The 19138-nt window shown below is 71.0% G+C and carries 17 protein-coding genes and 1 pseudogene; 9 read left to right on the top strand and 9 right to left on the bottom strand.

What is annotated here, in order from left to right; translation table 11 throughout:
• Nucleotides 1-5: 5 nt before the first annotated feature.
• The gene (locus O7597_RS18320) at nucleotides 6-905 is read right to left on the bottom strand and encodes a ribokinase (RefSeq protein WP_281580245.1); all 900 of its coding nucleotides are present in this window, start codon (nucleotides 903-905) and stop codon (nucleotides 6-8) included.
• 28 nt (nucleotides 906-933) lie between these two features.
• Nucleotides 934-1776, bottom strand: coding sequence for an ABC transporter ATP-binding protein (locus tag O7597_RS18315; protein ID WP_281580244.1), 843 nt, complete (start codon nucleotides 1774-1776; stop codon nucleotides 934-936).
• A gap of 102 nt (nucleotides 1777-1878) precedes the next feature.
• Between O7597_RS18315 and O7597_RS18310 the strand changes: the two genes are divergently transcribed.
• Together O7597_RS18310 and O7597_RS18305 are read left to right on the top strand one after the other, a co-directional pair.
• Nucleotides 1879-2892 carry an ATP-binding cassette domain-containing protein gene (locus O7597_RS18310; RefSeq protein ID WP_269739499.1) on the top strand — a complete coding sequence of 338 codons (1014 nt, stop codon included), beginning with the start codon at nucleotides 1879-1881 and terminating at the stop codon, nucleotides 2890-2892.
• On the top strand, nucleotides 2889-3902 hold the full coding sequence (locus O7597_RS18305; RefSeq protein WP_269739500.1) for an ABC transporter permease: 1014 nt from the start codon (nucleotides 2889-2891) through the stop codon (nucleotides 3900-3902). The genes O7597_RS18310 and O7597_RS18305 overlap by 4 nt, the downstream gene beginning before the upstream one ends.
• Before the next feature lie 11 nt (nucleotides 3903-3913).
• Here the strand turns inward: O7597_RS18305 and O7597_RS18300 are convergent, their stop codons facing one another.
• Complete coding sequence (locus O7597_RS18300) at nucleotides 3914-5089, bottom strand: ROK family transcriptional regulator (protein WP_269739501.1); 1176 nt, start codon at nucleotides 5087-5089, stop codon at nucleotides 3914-3916.
• 167 nt (nucleotides 5090-5256) lie between these two features.
• Between O7597_RS18300 and O7597_RS18295 the strand changes: the two genes are divergently transcribed.
• Nucleotides 5257-6714, top strand: coding sequence for a glycoside hydrolase family 3 N-terminal domain-containing protein (locus O7597_RS18295; protein ID WP_281580243.1), 1458 nt, complete (start codon nucleotides 5257-5259; stop codon nucleotides 6712-6714).
• 306 nt (nucleotides 6715-7020) lie between these two features.
• On the opposite strand, the gene O7597_RS18290 is transcribed toward O7597_RS18295, so the two are convergent.
• Entirely contained in the window at nucleotides 7021-7680 is a 660-nt protein-coding gene (locus O7597_RS18290) for a GNAT family N-acetyltransferase (protein ID WP_281583273.1), read from the bottom strand.
• A 381-nt stretch (nucleotides 7681-8061) separates the two neighbouring features.
• Between O7597_RS18290 and O7597_RS18285 the strand changes: the two are divergent.
• Nucleotides 8062-8181, top strand: a pseudogene (locus O7597_RS18285) (VapC toxin family PIN domain ribonuclease); the annotation flags it as partial.
• An 85-nt stretch (nucleotides 8182-8266) separates the two neighbouring features.
• Complete coding sequence (locus O7597_RS18280; protein ID WP_281580242.1) at nucleotides 8267-8785, top strand: hypothetical protein; 519 nt, start codon at nucleotides 8267-8269, stop codon at nucleotides 8783-8785.
• 4 nt (nucleotides 8786-8789) lie between these two features.
• Here the strand turns inward: O7597_RS18280 and O7597_RS18275 are convergent, their stop codons facing one another.
• Nucleotides 8790-9503: a Clp protease N-terminal domain-containing protein gene (locus O7597_RS18275; protein WP_281580241.1), complete on the bottom strand. Its 714-nt coding sequence runs from the start codon at nucleotides 9501-9503 to the stop codon at nucleotides 8790-8792.
• Between the two features lie 180 nt (nucleotides 9504-9683).
• Between O7597_RS18275 and O7597_RS18270 the strand changes: the two genes are divergently transcribed.
• The 3 genes from O7597_RS18270 to O7597_RS18260 all read left to right on the top strand — a co-directional run bounded on the left by O7597_RS18270 (nucleotide 9684) and on the right by O7597_RS18260 (nucleotide 12725).
• Complete coding sequence (locus tag O7597_RS18270) at nucleotides 9684-10931, top strand: family 16 glycosylhydrolase (RefSeq protein ID WP_281580240.1); 1248 nt, start codon at nucleotides 9684-9686, stop codon at nucleotides 10929-10931.
• Nucleotides 10932-11119: 188 nt separating this feature from the next.
• The gene (locus O7597_RS18265) at nucleotides 11120-11863 is read left to right on the top strand and encodes a hypothetical protein (protein ID WP_281580239.1); all 744 of its coding nucleotides are present in this window, start codon (nucleotides 11120-11122) and stop codon (nucleotides 11861-11863) included.
• A 34-nt stretch (nucleotides 11864-11897) separates the two neighbouring features.
• Nucleotides 11898-12725, top strand: coding sequence for a DUF72 domain-containing protein (locus tag O7597_RS18260; protein ID WP_281583272.1), 828 nt, complete (start codon nucleotides 11898-11900; stop codon nucleotides 12723-12725).
• A gap of 43 nt (nucleotides 12726-12768) precedes the next feature.
• Here the strand turns inward: O7597_RS18260 and O7597_RS18255 are convergent, their stop codons facing one another.
• Complete coding sequence (locus tag O7597_RS18255) at nucleotides 12769-13776, bottom strand: alpha/beta hydrolase (protein WP_281580238.1); 1008 nt, start codon at nucleotides 13774-13776, stop codon at nucleotides 12769-12771.
• Between the two features lie 54 nt (nucleotides 13777-13830).
• Between O7597_RS18255 and O7597_RS18250 the strand changes: the two genes are divergently transcribed.
• Nucleotides 13831-14424, top strand: a complete 594-nt coding sequence (locus O7597_RS18250) for a TetR/AcrR family transcriptional regulator (RefSeq protein WP_281580237.1) — start codon at nucleotides 13831-13833, stop codon at nucleotides 14422-14424.
• A gap of 46 nt (nucleotides 14425-14470) precedes the next feature.
• Here the strand turns inward: O7597_RS18250 and O7597_RS18245 are convergent, their stop codons facing one another.
• The 3 genes from O7597_RS18245 to O7597_RS18235 form a co-directional block, all read right to left on the bottom strand.
• Nucleotides 14471-15280, bottom strand: a complete 810-nt coding sequence (locus O7597_RS18245; protein WP_281580236.1) for a metallophosphoesterase family protein — start codon at nucleotides 15278-15280, stop codon at nucleotides 14471-14473.
• Between the two features lie 48 nt (nucleotides 15281-15328).
• Nucleotides 15329-16219, bottom strand: coding sequence for a hypothetical protein (locus O7597_RS18240; RefSeq protein ID WP_281580235.1), 891 nt, complete (start codon nucleotides 16217-16219; stop codon nucleotides 15329-15331).
• 123 nt (nucleotides 16220-16342) lie between these two features.
• Entirely contained in the window at nucleotides 16343-19033 is a 2691-nt protein-coding gene (locus O7597_RS18235; protein WP_281580234.1) for a ricin-type beta-trefoil lectin domain protein, read from the bottom strand.
• Nucleotides 19034-19138: the final 105 nt, after the last annotated feature.

Raw genomic sequence — 19138 nt, 5'->3', positions numbered from 1 at the left:
CCCGGTCAGGACGCGGGCACGTAAAGCTGGTCGATCTCGACCCGGTGCGGCAGTGAGACGCTGGCGCCGAGCCGGCGTACGCAGGCGGCACCGGCGGCCGAGGCCCAGCGCACCGCGTCCACCAGGTCGCGTCCCTCGCCCCAGGCCACGGCGAGCGCACCGGTGAAGGCGTCACCGGCGGCCGTCGAGTCGATCGTGTCCACCCGCACCGCCGGCACGTGTACCGCCGTGCCGTCCCGGTCGCCGTACCAGGCACCCTGGGCACCGAGGGTCAGCACCGCCCGGGGCACCAGGTCGAGCAGCGCCCGCGGTTCCTCCCACCCCCGCCCGGTGTACGCCTGCGCCTCGTTCTCGTTGACGACCAGCAGGTCCACGGCGGCGAGCAGTTCCGGCGGCAGTGGCACGGCCGGCGCCGCGTTGAGCACCACGCGGGTTCCGGCGGCGCGGGCCGCCACCGCCGCCTCGGTCACCGTCTCCACCGGGATCTCCAGCTGCGCGACCAGGACGTCGGCGTCGCGTACGGCGGCGAGTTCGGTCTCGGTCAGCTCGGTGAGCGACGAGTTCGCCCCCGGGGTCACCAGGATCGCGTTCTCGCCCTGCGCGTTGACCATGACCAGGGCCACCCCGGACGCGCCGTAGGTGGTGCGCAGCTGGCCGGTGTCGACCCCGGCGGCGGTGATCCGCGCCCGCAGGGTCACCCCGAAGGCGTCCGAGCCGATCGCGCCGAGAAAGACGCTTGCCGCACCGGCTCTCGCGGCGGCGATGGCCTGGTTGGCCCCCTTGCCGCCGGGCACGGTGACGAAGTCGGTGCCGAGCCTGGTCTCCCCCGGGCGCGGCAACGCCTCGGCGGTCGCGACCAGGTCCATGTTGGCGCTGCCCACCACCACGACGCGGGTCTGTCGCACGGGCACCTCCCTGTCGCGGGACGTCGCCTCAGGCGGCGCGGGCGGTGTAGCGGTCGCCGTGGCGCTCGACGAGCAGCGGCAGCCCGAAGGTCTTGGTGAGGTTGTCGGCGGTGAGGGTGTCGGCCAGCATGCCCTGCGCCATCACGGTCCCGTCGCGCAGCAGCAGCGCGTGGGTGAAGCCGGGGGGAATCTCCTCGACGTGGTGGGTGACCAGTACCAGTGCCGGAGCGTCCGGATCCTGGGCCAGGTCGGCGAGGCGGGCGACCAGATCCTCCCGGCCGCCCAGGTCCAGGCCGGCCGCAGGTTCGTCGAGCAGCAGCAGCTCCGGGTCGGTCATCAGCGCCCGGGCGATCTGCGTCCGCTTGCGCTCCCCCTCCGACAGGGTGCCGTACGCACGGTCGGCCAACGCGCTGACGCCCAGTTGGTCAAGCAACGCCCGGGCCCGGGCCTCGTCGGCCGGGTCGTAGTCCTCCCGCCACCGGCCGACCACCGACCAGGCGGCGGTCAGCACCACGTCGACGACCCGCTCGTCGGCCGGCACCCGCTCGGCCAGCGCGGCGGTGGACAGCCCGATCCGGGTACGCAGCTCCGTGAGGTCGGTGCGACCGATCCGCTCGCCCAGCACGTGCGCGGTGCCGGTGGTCGGATGCAGTCGCCCGGCGGCGATGTTGAGCAGGGTGGTCTTGCCGGCACCGTTCGGCCCCAGCACCACCCAGCGTTCGTCCAGCTCCACCCGCCAGTCGACGTCGTGCAGCAGGGCGGTGCCGGACCGGCGTACGGCGACGCCGTCGAGGCTGACCACCAGATCCGCGTCCACGGGCGAGGGGGCGGGTGCGGCGCCGGCGGCGCCAGGGATCAGGTCACCAGTCACCAGCCCATCCAACCACGCACGCCCGTGGTGCCCCCACGGGCCGGCGTCGTCGCCGTAGGGTGAGGCGCCGTGTCGTTGCTCACCCCGCCCGGAGGGCCGCCAATGACCAGTGGGGTCATCGAGATCGAAGGTCTCCGCAAGACCTTCCACAGCCTGCGTCGCGGGCGACGGGTCGCGGTCGACGGCTTCGACCTGCTGGTCGAGGCCGGCCAGGTGCACGGCTTCCTCGGGCCCAACGGATCGGGAAAGACGACCACCCTGCGCGCGCTGCTCGGGCTGGTACGCGCCGACGACGGGCGGATGCGGGTGCTCGGTGCCACCGCGCCGGAGCAGTTGCCCCAGGTCGCCGGCCGGGTCGGTGCGATCGTGGAGAGCCCGCAGTTCTACGGCAACTTCACCGGGTACCGGACGCTGCGGCTGCTCGCCCTCGCCGGTGGCGTACCGGTCGGCCGGGTCGACGAGGTGCTGGAGCAGGTCGGCCTGGCCGACCGGGGCGACGAGCGGGTGAAGGGCTACTCGCTGGGCATGAAGCAGCGGCTGGCGGTGGCGTCGGCGCTGCTCAAGCGACCCGAGCTGCTGATACTCGACGAGCCGGCGAACGGGCTCGACCCGGCGGGCATCCGGGAGATGCGCGACCTCGTCCGGGCGCTGGCGGCCAACGGCGTCACGGTGCTGGTGTCCAGCCACATCCTGGCCGAGATCCAGCTGATCTGCGACCACGTGACGATCATCTCGGGGGGTCGGCGGGTGACGGCCGGCCCGGTCACCGAGGTGCTCGCCGGCTTCGACCACAACGAGCACCTGGTCCGCGCCGACGACCTGGCCCGGGCCGAGGAGTTGCTGCTGGCCGCCGGGCTGACCGTCACCGGCCACGCCGACCACCTGGTGGTCAGCGGGGTGCCGGACCCGACCGAGGTGAGCCGGACGCTGGGCGAGCAGGGGGTCTGGGTACGCGAACTGACGCCGCTGCGGCCGGATCTGGAGAGCGTCTTCCTGGAGCTGACCGGCGCGCCGGCGCATCCGGGTGTGCCCCGGCAGGTGGACGGTTCGACACCGGCGGGCGGTCCGGCCGCCGACCAGGAGATCGACCTCGGGATGCGGGGAGTGGACGCGTGAACCTGATCCGTGCCGAGTTGGAGCGGCTCGGCGCCCGCCGCTTCGTACAGCTGATGATCGTGCTGCTGATGCTGGCGTTCGGGGTGACCGCGGCGACCACGCTGGCCGGGTCGCACCAGCCCTCCGCCGTCGAGCTGGCCGAGGCGCAGCGGCAGGCCGCCGCCAACCTGCGCGGCCTGGAGCTGGAGCACGAGCGGTGCCTGGCCCGGGATCGGGGCCAGCCGTTCCCTGGCGACGAGGGTTTCTACCTGCCGGAGGACTGCTCCGAACTGGACCCGGCGCTGCGCGACCGGTTGCCGGTGGCCGCCGACTACCTGACCGGGGTGTTCACCTTCACCCGGCAGGCCGAGCCGCTGCTCTACTTCCTGGTGGCGTACCTGGTGCTCTTCGGGTTCCTGGTCGGCGCCTCGTACATCGGCGCCGACCTGAACTCCGGCGGAGTGGTCAACCTGCTGCTGTGGCGACCGCGCCGGCTGACCGTGCTCGGCGCCAAGCTCGGCACACTGCTCGGGGCGGTGCTGACGGTGTCGGTGCTCGCCTCACTCACCTATCTCGTCACCTTCTGGGTCATCGCGCAGGTCGCCGGCTATCCCGGACCGACCAACACGGCCTTCTGGGCCGATCTGGGCGCCATCTGGGGGCGCGGGTTGACGCTTGTGCTGCTCGCGGCGGCGACCGGCTTCGCCATCGCGACGATGGGACGGCACACGGCGGCGGCGCTCGGCGCGGTGGCCGCCTACCTGGTGGTGTGGGAGCTGGGTGGGCGGATCGTGCTGCAGATCCTCGAGGTGGCCCGGCCCGACCAGCTCATGCTCGCCAGCTACGTCGGCGCGTGGCTGGCCGGCGAGGTCAGATTCTGGGACAGCACCGCCTGCCGGACCGTCGTCGACAGCTTCTGCGACGGCAGCTACACCCTGACCTGGCAGCCGGCGCTGGCGGTGCTGCTGCTGCTCACCGCCGGCCTCAGCGCCTCGGCCTTCGCCATCTTCCGCCGCCGCGACCTGATCTGACCCCCGCCCGGTCAGGCGATGGTGGAGCCGAAGACCTCGTCGCGGACGGCGTCCAGGGCCGTGCGCAGGGCACCGTGCACGATCGGCTCCTCGATCAGCCCGGTCGGCACCACCCGGGGCCGTACCAGGGTGATCGCGGCGACCTCGTGCTGCACCCGTTCGGCCAGGGCCGCCCCGCCGGCCTGCCCCACCTCTCCGGCGAGCACCACGAGCGGCGGGTCCAGCACCACACAGGTGCTGGCCACGCCGAGGGCGAGCCGGCGGGCCACCTCGTCGAGCATCGGCCCACCCGAGGTGCCGTCGGCGATCGCGGCCCGGACCGCGTCGGCGGCGGCAGCGTCCGGGTAGCCGTGTTCCCGGGCCAGGCCGCGGATCGCGTCGGCGCCGGCCAACTGCTGGAAGGCCGGCTTCGCCCGGCGCGACACGTCGCGCGGGATGGGAGCGCCGGGCACCGGCAGGTAGCCGATCTCACCGGCGGCACCGCTGCTGCCGTGGTGCAGCCGCCCACCCAACATGATCGCCAGACCGACACCGGCACCGACCCAGACCAGGACGAAGTCAGCCAGGCCCTGGGCCGCGCCGGACTGCGCCTCGGCCACCGCGGCCAGGTTGACGTCGTTCTCGAAGACGACGGGGGTGTCCAGGTCGTCGCGGAGTGCGGCGAGCAGACCCCGATGCCAGCGGGGCAGGTTGTACGCGAAGGTGATGTCGCCGGTGCCCGGGTCGACCAGGCCGGGGGTGCCGAGCACGATCCGGCGTACGCTCGACAGCTGCGCTCCGGCGCTGCCGGCCACCCGCACGACCGCGTTGTGCACCACGCCGACCGGGTCGTCGGTGTCCTGGGTGGACTGCTCGACGCGCCCGATGACCGTACCGGTGATGTCGGCGCAGGCGGCCACCACCCGCTCCGGGCCCACGTCGACGCCCACCACGTGTGCGCTGCCGGGCCGTACGGCGTAGAGCTGGGCGTTCGGTCCGCGGCCCCCGGCCTGCTCGCCGACGCGGGTGACCAGTCCGCGCTCCTCCAGCCGCTCCACCAGTTGCGAGGCGGTGACCTTGGACAGGCCGGTCAGCTCACCGATCCGGGCCCGGGTCAGTGGCCCCTGCTCCAGCAGCAGTTCCAGCGCCGCGCGGTCGTTGAGGGCCCGCAACAGACGTGGGGTGCCGGGCAGCCGGGTCGCGCTCATGCCATGTGTCCTCAAGTATTAGTAAACTTTGCTAACTGTATGAACCTTTGAAGCCGTAGAACCGACAGGCGAACGGGTAAGCCGTAGCGTATCGGCCACGTGGGAGCGCGACCCTCCGCCGACCCGGTACGAGATCCGCGCCGGCCGGCATCGAGAGGAGAGAACACGTGGGGCTGGATCCAGGACTGCGCCGACTGGCGCTGGGCACCCTACTGGCCGCGTACCCGGGGTCGGTCCCGCCCGAGTGGGCCGTCGACCTGGTCGCCGACGGGCTCGCCGGACACACCCTGTTCGGCGGCAACGTCATCGCACCGACGCAGGTGTCGGCCAGCACGGCGGCGCTGCGCGGCGGCCGGTCCGACGTCCTGATCGCCATCGACGAGGAGGGCGGCGACGTCACCCGACTGGCCCATGCCACCGGCAGTCCCTACCCGGGCAACGCCGCCCTCGGCGCGGTCGACGACGTGGCGCTCACCCGCCGGGTCTACCAGGCCATCGGTACCGAGCTGGCCGGCGTGGGCATCACCCTCGACCTGGCACCCACGGTCGACGTCAACACCGCCGACGACAACCCGATCATCGGCACCCGGTCCTTCGGCGCCGACCCGGAGAAGGTCGCCGCGCACGCCGCCGCCGCGACCGCCGGGCTCCAGGCCGCCGGAGTGGCGGCCTGCGCCAAGCACTTCCCCGGCCACGGGGCCACGGTGGCGGACTCGCACCACGAACTACCCACCGTGGACGTCGCGCCCGAGCTGCTGCGCCGGCGGGACCTGCCCCCGTTCGCCGCGGTGGTCGCCGCCGGGACGAAGGCGGTGATGACCGCACACATCCGGGTACCCGCGCTGACCGGGGACGGGCCCGCCACGTTCAGCCGGACCGTGCTGGTGGACCTGCTGCGCCACGAGTACGGCTTCGACGGCGTCGTCGTCACCGACGCGCTGGAGATGAAGGGTGCCGCCCTGGCCGCCGGCGGCATCGCCCCCGGCGCGGTGCGCGCCCTGGCCGCCGGTGCCGATCTGCTCTGCATCGGCGCCAAGGTCGATGCCGACCTGGTCGAGCGGGTGGCCGCCGGGATCGTGGCCGCGCTCGGCGACGGCCGGCTGGACCGGTCCCGCGTCGAGCAGGCGGCCGGTCGCGTCGCGGACCTCGCCGCCTGGACCCGGACCGCCGACCGCACCACCGCCGACCCCGGCGACCTCGGGTACGCGGCGGCCCGCCGCGCGGTACGGGTGGAGGGCGCGCCGAGCGGGCTGGACCGGTCGCTCGTGGTGCAGTTGCACGCCAACTCCACGATCGCCGAGGGTCGGGTGCCGTGGGGACTCGGGCCACACCTGGACGGCACCGAGCAGATTCGGGTGGTGGCCGCCGAGACGGATCCGGCCGACCTGCGCCGACGCGCCGCCGGCCGGCCGATCGTCCTGGTCGCCCGCCACCTGCACCGGCTGCCCGGCGGCCCGGAGCTGGTCGACGCGCTGTCCGCCACGCATCCGGTGGCCGTGGTGGAGATGGGCTGGCCGGCGACCTGGCGACCCGACCGCGTACGGGCCTTCGTCACCACGTACGGCGCGAGCCACGCCAACGGCCGAGCCGCTGCCGAGGCGCTCGGCCTGGCCCACTGCGGCTGATCGACGGCGCGGTGCCGCTCGTCGACCGGCTGGTGTAGCTGTCGCGACTGCGCGTACTGCGGCCGGCGACTCAGCAGTTCGTCAGTCTGATTCACACCCTGCGTCACTGACCGCGTCGGGCGACAGGTAACGCTTCTTCCCAGGTCAAGTCCACAATTGGACAGCAACAAGACGGTGGCTGAGGCTTGCCCAGCGGGTTCCGGATACGTAGCGTGATCGGCACTGGAGCCGCACCCGGACCTGGGGGGAGGCTGCGGACCGTGGATCCGGCCCGGGATCCACGGTCCGCGCCCTGCCGGGCGGTGTTCAGCTCGGGTAGACGCCGTAGGACCGCCAGCCGCGGTCGGGAAACCCGGCGGCCTCCGCCACCCGCGCCGAGGCGCCGTTGCGCCGGTCGTGCAGATAGGTCGGCACGGCACCGTCGTCGAGCACCCGGCGAGCCGCCTGGGCCACCAGTCTGCGGGCCAGGCCGCGGCCACGCGCCGCCGGGACGGTACCCACCGCCAGTTCGTGTCCGTGCCGGTCATGCCGCTTGATCCCGACGCCGGCCAGGTAGCGGCCCCGGTGGTCGCGCACGATGAGCACCGACCGGTCGAACAGCCGCAGCCAGGAGGGCAGGCCGGGGGTGGTCGGAGGGGCCCACTCACCGACATCCGGCAGGTCCGCCGGCGCGACGCTCCACCGGAAGACGTCGTCGTGCACGGCCCAGCGTGGGTACCCGACCGCGGCCGGCAGGGCGTTCAGCAGCCCGTCCGGGCGCCGCACCAGCTCACGTACGGCCGCGACCCGGTCGGGCGCCACGGAGAGCACGCCGCTGGCCCCGGCGTGGACCGCGATGGCGGGGCGCGGGCGGCCGTCCCAGGCGGGTCGGGTCCGCCGCCCGGACCCGACCACGTGCAGGCCCGGGCCGGCCGGCCACTGTCCCAGCCAGGTCGCCAGGTGCAGGTGGAGCCGCCGGTCGAGCATCAACACCTCCCGGTCCGTCACCGTCGACGCCGCTCACGGTACGACGGACCCGGTGAGTTCGGGGCGTAGGTGGGCGCGATCCGGGGAACCTGAACGATCGATCGACCGTCATACCCATTTCCATACATGGACAACTTTCTTTGGAACGGTGTAGGCATGCCGAAACACCCGCACGACCGTGATCAGCAGGACCCCGAGCGCGCCTGGCGACACCACGGGGCGACCGGCCGGCCTCCCACCCAGACCCCCTACCGGGGACACCGCACCCGCCCTGCCACCCTCTCCTGGCATGACCTGAACAGCCTGCCGGCCGGCCCCGTACGACACCACCTGAACCCCCACTGACACACCAGCAATAAGCCGATCTTGATGCCTTGAAAAATCGCGGCGACCGCCGAGACGCACGGAGCGACTGTGCTGCACTACGACGCCGACTACGACCGGATCGCCGCGATCACCGGTCAACCGACCGAGTGGGTGGCGCCCCGGGGAAGCCTGTAGAGCGGCGAGCCACCGCGCGCTTTCGCACACCTGTCGGGTAACGTCTGCTGGTCCTTCGCGGGTCACGACAGGAGTTGGCACATCCATGGGCAAGAAGACGATCCACGTCTCCGACTTCAGCGGCACGATGCTGGGTGCCGACGACGAGGCCGTCCGCGTCGTCGTTCTCGAGCATCCTGACCTGGTGGCCGGGCCCGTGCAGTTGGACGCCACCCCGGTGGAGGTGGAGAGCATCGACGACGCGGCGCTGGACGTGGCGGTGGTCGAGATCCACGACCGGCACGGCCAGGGCGAGCCGCGTCGGGTGGTGCTGACCGCGAGCGAGTTCGACGCGATGGCCACCGACGTGCCGATGGCGCAGTTGCTGAGGACCGCCGAGCGGGTACGCCCGCCGAAGGCCCGCCGCAGCGCCGAGAAGGTCGACTACGGCACCATCGAGCACGCCGGCCGGCCGCACCGGGGACGGGTCACCGAGGAGGAGGCCCGGTTGGTGCGGGAGCGGCTCGACGAGGTGAACAAGCGCCTCGCCGACGCCGGGCTGCGCCAGATCGATCCGGCCGATCCGGAGCACGCCGCCCGGTACGGCTTCCCCGTCGAGCCCTGATCGGCTACTCGAACGTCCGCAGTTTGGCCAGGGCCGCCGCGATGTTCGCCTCGACGGCGGCCTTGTCCACACCGAGGCCGGTGAGCACGCCCTCGCCGTTCTCCTGCTCCAGCAGGGCCAGCAGGATGTGCTCGGTGCCGATGTAGTTGTGCCCGAGCCGCAGCGCCTCGCGGAAGGTCAACTCCAGCGCCTTCTTGCCTGCGGTGTCGTACGGGATCAGGTCCGGAACCTCGTCCGAGGATGGCGGCAGCGCCGCCGTGGCGGCCTCGCGTACGGCTTCGACCGACACACCACCGGCGGCCAGCGCCCTGGCGGCCAGCGCCTCCGGTTCGGCCAGCAGGCCGAGCACCAGGTGCGCCGGGGTGATCTCGGCGTTACCCGCGGCCTTCGCCTCGTTCTGCGAGGCCAGCACCACGTTGCGGGCGCGGGGAGTGAACCGCTGGAAGCCTTCCTGCGGATCCAACGACGAGGCCACGAAGCGCTTCTGGGCGGCCTGCTTGCTCACCCCCATGCTGCGACCGATCTCCGTCCAGGACGCCCCGGAGCGGCGAGCCTGGTCCACGAAGTGGCCGATCAGGTGGTCGGCGACGTCACCGATGTGATCGGCCATCATGACCGCGTCACTGAGCTGGTCGAGGGCGTCGGTACGGGTCTGCTTGATGACCTGGATCAGGTCGTCGAGGCGGACCGGATTCTTCAGCTGCACGGGTTCAGTCATGCGTCAACCTTAGGTTGACGACCCACTCCTCGTCAACCATTGGTTGACGCCGCTTCTCAGTGATGATCGCTGTTAACAACCTTGACTAATTTCGCCGAAATCGACAGACTCGGATTCGGAGAGCGCTCTCCAGCCGCCTCGCCAGCGTATCCGTCCCTCCACCCCCGAGGAGATTCCATCGTGGACGCCATCTCCCGCAGCCTCCGCCGGGCAGCCGCCGCCCTGGGTGCGGCCCTCGTCACCAGTGCGCTCCTGCTACCCGTGCAGTCCGCACCGGCCGCCGCCGCGATCGGCGGCCTCACCTGGCAGGACGAGTTCAACTCACCGGCCGGCACCCCGGTCGACCAGTCCAAGTGGCGCTTCGACATCGGCGGCCACGGCTGGGGCAACAACGAACGGCAGTACTACACCAACAGCACCAGCAACGCGGTTCACGACGGCCAGGGCAACCTGGTCATCACCGCCCGCCGGGAGAACCCGGCCAACTACCAGTGCCACTACGGCCGGTGCGAGTACACCTCGGCCCGCCTGCTGACCGCGGCCACGTTCAGCCAGGCGTACGGGCGGTTCGAGGCACGCATCAAGATTCCCCGGGGGCAGGGGATCTGGCCGGCGTTCTGGATGCTCGGCAACGACTTCGGCAACGTCGGCTGGCCGGCCTCCGGCGAGATCGACATCATGGAGAACGTCGGGCGGGAGCCGAACACCGTGCACGGCACCATCCACGGTCCGGGCTATTCCGGCGGCGGCGGGATCACCGGCAGCCGCACCATCGGACAGCCGCTGGCCGACACCTTCCACACCTACCGGGTGGACTGGGAGCCGAACATCATCCGCTGGTACCTCGACGGGTCGGAGTTCTTCCGGGTCGACCCGAGCCGGCTCGGCGGTAACCGCTGGGTCTTCGACCACCCCTTCTTCATGATCCTCAACGTGGCGGTCGGCGGCAACTGGCCCGGCTACCCCGACGGCAGCACCCAGTTCCCGCAGCAGATGCTCGTCGACTACGTCCGGGTCTACGGCCACGTCCCGGACGGCAACACCGGCACCACCCGGATCCGGGGACAGCAGAGCGGCCGGTGCATCGACATCCCCGGCGCCAACCCGGTCGACGGAGCACCGCTACAGATCTGGAACTGCAACACCACCGCCGCACAGGCGTGGACCTTCGCCGCCGACGGCACCATCCGCGCGATGGGCAAGTGCATGGACCCGGCCTGGGCCGGCACGGCCAACGGCACCGAGGTCAACCTCGTGACCTGCAACGGCAACCCGGCACAACGATTCACCCTCAACGCCGCCGGCGACCTGGTGAACCTCAACGCGAACCGCTGCGTCGACGTACGCGACAACAACCCGAACAACGGCGGCCGGCTGCAACTGTGGGACTGCGCCGGCACCCCCAACCAGAAGTGGTCCCGGGCCTGACGTCGCCGTCCGTAATGGCCACCCCGAGCCACTAAGCTTCCGCGACGACATGTCTGAGCGACACGATCATGTCGCTCAGACATGTCGGCCCGCTTCCGGGCACCGGTGAGCCCACCGGTCGGGACACGCGTAAGAGTCGGTGACAGGCGGGTAGTAACCCGTGCGGTCATCGATGTACGGGAGGCGACGTGGAGAACGCTCAGGCAGCCGGCGGACGACGGATGTGGTGGTGGATCGGTGCGGCCGTACTGGTCATCGTGGTGGTGGTGGTCGCCACCTGGACGTGGGTGTCGGTCCGGGGCGACGGCCGTGACGGTCACGTCGTCACCGGCGCCGTCGGCGACCTGCGGGAGGCCACCTTCGTCCTGCTCGACGGTGCCGACGTGGTCCAGGTGCGCACCGCCGACCTCGGCGACGACGCGTACCGGGTGTCGACGCCCCGCGACGCCAACGTCCGTCCCGCGGTCTCCCTCACCGACGGCAGCCTGCTGACCAGTCTGCGCGGCACCGACCGGGACGGTCCGGCGGTCGTGGAGGTGGTGCTGGCCGAGTCGGTCCGCTGGCACGTGCGACTCAACGGTGGCGCCAAGGAACAGCACCTCGACCTGCGCGGCGCGCGGGTCGGTGACGTCGAGTTCACCGCCGGCGCGAACCGGGTCGAACTGACGCTGCCCGCACCGGAGGGGACGCAGCGCACCCTGCTCGGCGGCGGCGCCAGCCAGGTCGTCGTCCGCCTGGCCGGCGACGCGCCCGTGCAGGTACGCGCCGGTGGCGGCGCCGGTTCGGTCACCATCGACGGCGCCACCCACTCGGGGGTGGCCGGTGGCACGACCTTCACCCCGCCCGAGTGGAACTCCGCAACCGACCGCTACGACATCGACGCGACGGCCGGCGTCAACACCCTCACCGTCGAACGCGTCGACGCCGGCTGACCAGGTGGCCGTGCGACTGCACGTCGGGTGCGCGATGTGGACCCACCGGTCGTGGCAGGGCAGGCTGCTCCCCCATCCCCTGCCGGCGCAGGAGCGGCTACGGCACTACGCCGGCTGGTGCGATGCGGTCGAGGGCAACACCACCTTCTACGCCACACCGGCCCGCGAGACGGTCGCCTCCTGGGCGGAGCAGACCGGACCCGACTTCCGCTTCGTGGTCAAGCTGCCGAAGGTGGTCACCCACGAACGCCGCCTCACCGACGTCGACCAGCCGATGCGCGCCTTCCTCGACGCGATCGAGCCGCTCGGCTGCCGGGCGTACGCCCTCTGGGTGCAGTTGCCCGGCTCCTTCGGCCCGGACGACGTACCCACGCTCGCCCGGTTCCTGCGCCGCCTGCCCGCCGCGCACCGACCGGCTGTAGAGGTACGCGACCCGGTCTTCTTCACCGACCCCCGCGCGACCCGGCTGCTGGAGACGGCCCTGGCCGAGACGGACGCCGAGTGGATCCCGTTCGACACCACGGCGTTCTTCACCGACCCGCCGACCAGCGACGCCGAGCGGGACGCCTGGACGAAGAAGCCCAGGATGCCGCTGCGTACGGTCGCGCTCACCGACCGGCCGATCGTCCGTTACCTCGGCCGGGACGACCCGGCGCGCACCGTCCACGGCTGGCGGCGCTGGGTGGACGCCACCGTGACCTGGCTGCGCGAGGGCCGGTCGCCGACCGTCTTCGTCCACACCCCGGACAACGCCGACGCGCCGGTGCTGGCCCGCCGCTTCCACGACGAGGTACGCGCCCGGGTGCCGGAGCTGGACCCGCTGCCCGAGCCGATCCCGGTCGAACCCACCACCCTCTTCTGACAGACTCCCGGCCCCGGCCCCACGGACCGCTGCCGCACCGCATTCAGGAAGCATGCGCGATGAAGCCGGCGACATCCTCGGCGATCCGTTCGGGCTGCTCGCCGTTGACAGCATGGGAGGCGCCCGGGTAGAGCCGGACCGTGCCCCGGGGCAAAGTTTGGCGTGCGGTCTCGGCGGCCGACTGCGGGTCGTGCATCACCGATTCACCAGCGATGATCGCCAGGACCGGCAGGTCGAGTCGACGGAGTCGTTCCTCGCTGATCCGGGTGGGCTGCGGCAGCCGGAGCTTGTAGTGCTGCATGCCGGCTTCGATCATGTCGGCGACCGGCTCGTCCTCGACCGGGGCGCCACCGGCAGTGTAGGAGTTGAAGCTGTCCCGCCACGACCTGGGCAGCCAGGGCAGCGCGGCCGGGATGGACCGCACGATGGTGCCGAACGGCAGGTCGCCGAAGACGTGGACCGGGTCGATGAGGGTCATCGACGCGATGTGCTCCGGTCGGTGCAGCGCGAGGTTGACCGCGGTCCAGCCCCCGATCGAGAGACCGACCAGGTGAAACCTGTCCGGCGGGAGCGCCTGGAGGGTCTGGTGCAGCCACTCGGCCTGCGCCGCGTCGGTGTTGATCGGGCGGTTCTGCACGCTCATGCCCGGCTCGCCGAGCAGGTCGACGGTGTAGACGTCGCCGATCGGCAGCAGCAGCGGCAGGTTGTCCGCCCAGACCGGGGTGGCCGAGGCGCGCCCGGGCAGCAACAGCAACGGGGTGCTCGTACCGCCGCCGTCCGCCGTGCCGGCGAAGCGGTAGACGCGGACGATGCCGAAGTCGGTGCGTACGTCGATGGTCTCCGCCGGGTCGGGCAGGGCGGCGAAGGCCTCCGTGTAGGCCCGGAGGAACCGGTCCTGCCCGTCGGCGCTGTCCCAGTGGCCGATCGGAGCGGGCTGGCGGATGGCGAAGGTGACCACCAGTGCGATCAGTGCGAGCCCGGCCAGGACCAGGCGCAGCCATCGTGACCTGGGCCGCAGCCGGTTGAGAACCTTCATGATTCTGGTCCGCACCACACACTCCTAACCGATCGGTAGATTTTTCGACCGTACGGTAGAATCTGGCGGGTGACAAGGAGACGAAAGGGCGCGACGGGCGAACTGACCCTGATCGAGCGCGCCCGCCGCACCCAACTGATCGAGGTCACCATCGAGCTGGTCGCCGACCGGGGTTACGCCGGTGCCTCACTGGCCGCCATCGCCGAGCGCGCCGGCATCACCAAGGCCGCCGTGCTCTATCACTTCCCCACCAAGGCCGCCGTCGTACGCGCCGCCCACGAGCACGCCCTCGCCGCCCTTGTCGCAGACGTCGCCGCCGCGGTCGAGGCCGCCGACCCTGCGAACCGGCCCGCCGCGTACGTCAGGTCGATGGTGGGACACCTACGGGAGCATCCGCGACACACCCGCATGATCATCGAAGCGATGGTGCACGAGAACGATGACCATGATCCGGCCGCCCGTTGGCGTCCCCTGGCCCAGCTCATCGACGCGGCCCGGCTCACCTGCGGCGCCAGCGGTGACATCGACACGCGTACGACGGCGATCATCGTCGGGGGCGGCATCGACGCCATCGTCGCCGAGCAGCTCCACGACCCCGACTACGACACGGCAACGGCCGCCGAGCACCTCGTCGACATGCTCGACACGACGATCTCGCGGTGACCCGGGCTCGCTCTCGCCGGGCGTGCGCCCCGTGGTGCCGGACCGGTCACCCGGCCGGCTGCCGCGGCCTCGGCTGCCGGTGGTACTTCGGTCCGTCCGGATCGTGCATCTCGCCGCGGTAGACGCCGTGCCGCAGCTCGGAGACGTACCCGGCCAGCTCCGGCATGCCCAGCCGAGCCGCCACGGTCAGCTCCGCCTCGACGTCGTACGGCACGCGGACGAACTGGATCGAGAACGGCGCGTCGAACTCCGCGTCGACGACACCTTCGAGGATCACGTAGACCGGGGTCGGATCGTCCATCGCGTTGCCGACGCTGCCGGTGTTGAACAGGGTGCGGCGCTCGCGGTCCACCTCGTAGAACGGATCGTGCGTGTCACCGTAACCCACCACCGAGGGCTCCGGCCCGTCGCCGGTCGCCGGGGTGTTGGCGAACATGCCGAGGAACTCGGCCTCGTCGTGGTCGAACCGCACCCGACGGTGCACGGTCGTCGCCGACGCGTGGAAGAGTCGCACCCGCCGCCCGCTGAGCAGGAAGTCGTGGCTGAACGGCAGGCCGCGCAGCCAGTCGCCCTGGCCGTCCGCGAGCTGCGCCAGCCACCAGGCCAACGCCTCGCTGTCGTAGGTCCGATCCGGGTCGGGGAGGAAGTCGTCCCAGTTGCCGAGGATGTTGACCTCGCACCGCTCCCGGCAGACCTCGATCACCTCGCGACCGCGCGGCCCCTTGCCGACGTAGTCACCGAGGTTGAAGATCCGCTCGATGCCGCGGGCGTCGATGTCGGCCAGCACGGCCTCCAGCGCGGTCAAATTGCCGTGGACGTCGGAGATCAGGGCGATGCGGTCGAGGGGTCGGGCCACCGGCCGATCGTAGCCGCGGCGATGCCGTGGGTGGGTACGGCGGCCCGCCTACAACCAGCCGACGTCGCGCAATTCGGCGAGCAGTCGCGGATCGAGGTCGTCCGCTTCGAGTACGTCCCCGGCCGGTGGCGGTTCGATCGGCAGTCGCCGACCGAACGAGTGGTAGAGGAGCTGCCACTCACCGGCGCCCGCTTCCACCTGATCGAAGTGCAGCGTCAGGTTCGTCAGCCGACCCTGCGCGTCGAGGGTGGCGTCGAACGGCACCATCGTGTTCGTCCCCGACAATTCTTCACGCAGCTCGGCGGTCAGCTGTGGATGCCGGCGTAGGTCGAGGACACCACGAACGGCTCGTTCGGTGACGAGCCGCAGCTCGACCGACGTCTTCACCAGTTCCTGAAGGTCGTCCGTCGCCTGCGTACCCATGAAGATCGAGGAGTCGTCACCCAGCAGCCGCGGCAGGTCGACCGCCAGCCACCTCTCGGGAGGCGCCCCGAAGCCGAAGAACCGCGCCCAACTCTCGCCGTCGACGGTCTTGATCTCGACCCACTGGAAATGGCCGGGTTGCCGAATGGGGAAGTGGATGCTCATGTCGCTGCGGCGCCTGGCCGGATCCACCGTCATCTCGACTCTCGTACTGACCGAAGCTCCCTCGACGTCCCGGCGTGTAATGGTCAACCGGGTTGAGTAGGTGTCCTGGCCGACCTTCTTCGCACCCTCGTGCAGCCACGTGTGGAGGTCCTGCTCCGCCGCGCTCACCGACGGGCTCGGAGCCGACGCCGGCGAAGCCGCGTCGGCGCAGCCGGCCGCCAGGGCCAGCGCGACAGCCACACCTGCCGCCACGGTCAGCCGGCCCACCGCGCGAACACCCGATCGCACCGACAGCCCGCCCGACCCCGGCCACGAGCTGTTCACCAGGTTCTCCATCCGATCCCGCTTCATGATCGGCACATGGTGCCAGCTCACCCGCGCCTCGTCCAGGGCGTCGGTCTCCGCGCGCGCTGCGCTTCTCTGACGTCGGAGGGGCCAGGCACCGCCGGTGCCTGGCCCCTCCGGTTGCGGCTCTCAGCTGCGTCGACTCCACTGCTGGTTCGCGCCGCCGTTGCAGGACCAAAGAATGATCTTCGTTCCGTTGGCGGTGGCGGCGCCGTTGGCGTCGAGGCACAGTCCGGACTGGACGTTCGTGATGGTGCCGTTGGCGTTGACGTTCCACTGCTGGTTGAGACCGCCGTGGCAGTCCCAGATGATGACCGTGGTGCCGTTGGTGGTGCCGGCGCCGTTGGCGTCCAGGCACTTGTTGCCGTACACGGTGAACTGCTTGCTCGCGGTGTAGGTCCAGCGCTGGTGCGAGCCGCCGGCGCAGTCCCACAGTTGCGTCTGGGTACCGTTTGTGCTGGTGGCGCCGGGAACCTCGAGGCAACGGCCGGACTGGCCGCCGACGAGCTGCGTGTCAGGCGTACCGCCGGTGCCCTGCCGCCGGACGAGCGACTTCGACTCGGCCGACCGACTCCCCTGGGCGTCGACCACGTAGAGCCGGTAGTCACCCGACGCCGTCGGCACCGCGATGGCGGTGGCGTTGCCGTCCGCCCTGGTCATCGTCGGACCGGCGGCGAAGGTGGTGGTGCCGGCCGGGGCCAGCCACAGCGACCTCGTCGGGTCACCGCTGCTACGAATCGGGATCGAGGACGTGCCGCTGCCGACGAACGTGCTCGCCGGCAGGACGTAGTCCTGCATCGGCAGGTTGCGCGGCTGGGTGATGTCCCGGAAGGAGTCCTGGAGCCCGGAGTTGACCGCGATCCCGTAGGCCGCCGCCGGCCAGACGTAGTCGGCGGAGACGAGGATGTCGTGGATGGTGCTGTTGGGCAGGTTCTTGTTGGAGACCTTGTTGATCGGCCCGTACGTCTGGGTGATGCTCAGATCGTGCTTACGCCCGAAGTCGTCTGAGTTGATCATCCAGGTGATGTTCTTGTCCACGCTCAGGACGTTGTCCCGGAAGGTGATGAACGCCGAGCCCTCGTCCGGGTGGAGCCCGTACTTGTGGCCGGCCGGGACACCCTGGAAATAGTTGTCGTGGATCGTGGTGCCCGGCTGGCTGCCCAGCGTGTAGATGGGCGCCGTGTCGCTGAGTCGCTGCACCGTGTCGATGATGTGGTTGTGGCTGATGGTGTTGTTCTTCGCCGTGGTGGTGGGACGGTTCGGCGCGATCGACCCTGCGGAGCCGTCGAAGTTCCACCACCCCCAGCCCATCGTGATACCCGCCCAGGGCGCCTTCTCGATGCGGTTGTGCTGCACCGTCAGGGTGTCGGCGAAGTACGCCGCGACCGCGCCGTGCCCGTTGAACAGCACCGCACTGTCGTGGATATAGTTGTTCCTGATCTCGATGTTCTTCGGCGGCCCTTCGACCTGCGGCGGGTACTTCTCCCGGTTGCTCGACGTGTGGTCACCGATGAAGACGTGCTGCGGGTGGCCGACGCTTATCGCCGTTCCGGCGATGTCGTTCGTGTAGTTGCCGATCAACTGGGTGTTCGTCACGTCGTTGACCAGGTTGATCCCGTCGGCTCCGGTGTGCGCGATCCGGTTCCGCTCCAACCGGATCCCGCTGGCGTTCTGCAGGTGGATGATGCCGGGGGTGACGTCGACGTTGCGGTAGTAGTAGACGTGGAAGTTGCCGCGCGCGTACGCCTGGGCGCCGAGATTGCCCTGCTGGGCCTGCTTGTACACGGAGCCGGCGACGTTGAACAGGTTCCAGTCGGAGTGCCGCACGGTGAGCCCCGAGAACGTGATGTCGCGCGCCTGGTTGCTGGTCGAGGTGCCGGCGACCCGCAGCACGGTGGTCACGTTGTTGGGCGCGAAGACCGACGCGGTGGACATGTTGTCGGCGCCGGCCTTGTAGTAGTACAGCGTCCGGCTGGTCTTGTCGAAGTAGAACTCCCCGGGCGTGTCCAGGAACTCGTAGGCGTTCATGACCTTGTGCGAACCGTTGATCTGCGCGTTGCCGTTGAACGCCCCCTGGGCGATGGCGGCACCCGGCTGCTGGAACAGCGCGACGCGGCTCCCGCCCTCGGTGGTCACCTGCCGGACTCCCACGATGGCCGTGGTCCAGGTGGTGGCCGTCTCGATCTCGATGTCTTCCTGATTCTGGGAGATCGCCGGGAAATCGGCCGTACTGTATCTCGCGCCTGCGCACTGCGAGCCCGACTCCCAAGCCCAGTCGGCCTGTCCCGCGGTGATGGTGTACGTGCCGTGACAGCCCGCCGAGGTGATCGTCTTGGCCGCCATGTGGGCCCGCTGGCCGTTGACGTAGAGCGCCCGCAGCTTGTTGGCCCGGTCGAGCGGGGCCTTCCAGATGTTGCCGCTGTGCTGGGTCCAGCCGGTCACCTGCACACCGGCCTCGAGCACCGGCGTCTCGTCCGGGTACGCGGAGTAGATCACCCGATGGCCGTTGGTGCCGGAGTCACCGGCCCCGAACTCGATCGTGCTGCTCACCGGATAGCTGCCACCGCGAAGGTAGACCTGGATGTCGCCGGTCATGCTCGCCGTCTTCGTCCGGACCACGTCCCGCGCGCGCTGGAGCGTCCGGAACGGCGCGGCGAGCGTGCCGGGGTTGGCGTCGTTCCCGTTCGGTGCGACATGGAGCGTCTCCTGGACCGCGGCCAGGGCCGGCGCCTGATCTGCGATCACGGCCGGCAACGCGGCGGAGACGAACACCCCCAGCGCGAGTAGGCAACCTTTCCCGGCATGGACGACGGATCTCATCTCTTCTCCCTCCACGTCCGCGACGGCCCGTGCCCCGCCGAGGCGATGCGCCTCTGCGCGCGACAGTCGGACCGTCCCGGAAGCCATTGACCTACCGCGCCCGCC

The sequence above is a fragment of the Verrucosispora sp. WMMC514 genome, from assembly GCF_027497295.1.
GTDB lineage: Bacteria > Actinomycetota > Actinomycetes > Mycobacteriales > Micromonosporaceae > Micromonospora > Micromonospora palythoicola.
The sequence above is the reverse complement of the archived record's forward strand: the minus strand, read 5'-3'. Positions and strand labels throughout refer to the sequence as shown.